This window comes from Reella acinonychis (assembly GCF_052384575.1).
GTDB lineage: Bacteria > Pseudomonadota > Gammaproteobacteria > Enterobacterales > Pasteurellaceae > JBQSUQ01.
On sequence record NZ_JBQSUQ010000028.1, the window covers coordinates 1 to 1,028 of the forward strand.

Sequence of the window (1,028 nt, forward strand, 5' to 3'; positions counted from 1 at the left end):
CCAGAGGTAAAACCGAATAATCCACCGATAGTGCCGAATAATCCTATTGTCACTCCGGAACCACCGAGAGAACCGCAATATGTTGATATCATTGCCCAACCAGTTGTGGCTTATGCTCAATTACCATTTGTAAATCGCCAAATGGGATTAGACCAATTAGGTAAATTGCATGAACGAGTGGGAGAACAACGTCATCTTACACAAAATCATGCGGTTGCTAGTCAGCAGCTTTGGGGCCGCCTCAACTATAGCGCGGATGATTTCCAAGGAATGAACCGTTTTGGCGCGAAAGTGCGGTCTGGTTTTATGCAGTTTGGTAAAGATTTATCTTTCAAACTCAATGAAGATAAAAGTCAAGAGCATGCAGGCGTAATGTTTACTTACGGTTGGGCGAAAAGCCATTTATTTGATAAATACCGTGCAGAAAATGGACTGGTTGTAGCAGATAAATTTACTGGTACAGCGAAAACAGATATGTTCTCATTAGGTGGATACTACACCTATTATGCAGCCAATGGTTTCTATATTGATACTGTAGGGCAAGTTTCTTGGTTACAAAACCGCTATGACAGCAAAGGCGTTCAGGCAGACCAAAATGGTTATGGTTTGGGTGCTTCCGTTGAAATCGGTAAACGTTTCCCATTAAGAAATCCAGAATTAGTGTTTGAACCGCAAGCGCAATTAAGCTACCAACGTGTTTGGTTAGACGGTTTCACTGATGGAACGCTAAAAGTGAAACGAACCGCACAAGACAGCCTTGTGGGTCGATTAGGATTTAGATTGAGCTGGAACCAGTCGTTGGAAGATAATAAAGCGCATCTTTATGTTACAGCGAACTTATTACAAACCTTAAAAGGCAGAGAAAGTGAAATTACCGTTGGTAATAAAACGTACGAAGAACGTTTTGGTGATTTAGCTGCTGAATTTGGTATTGGAGGTCAATATCCAATTACAGAGCGTTTGACCATTTACGGTGATGTACGTCATGTGATTGGTATTGGTGATAAAAACCATGTTTATCGCAGTTC

1 protein-coding gene is annotated in these 1,028 nt (G+C 41.3%); it reads left to right on the top strand.

The window, feature by feature from the left end:
- Positions 1-1,028 (top strand): autotransporter family protein (locus ACT2CV_RS09860; RefSeq protein ID WP_464974071.1); only part of this gene is annotated, 1,028 nt, incomplete at both ends.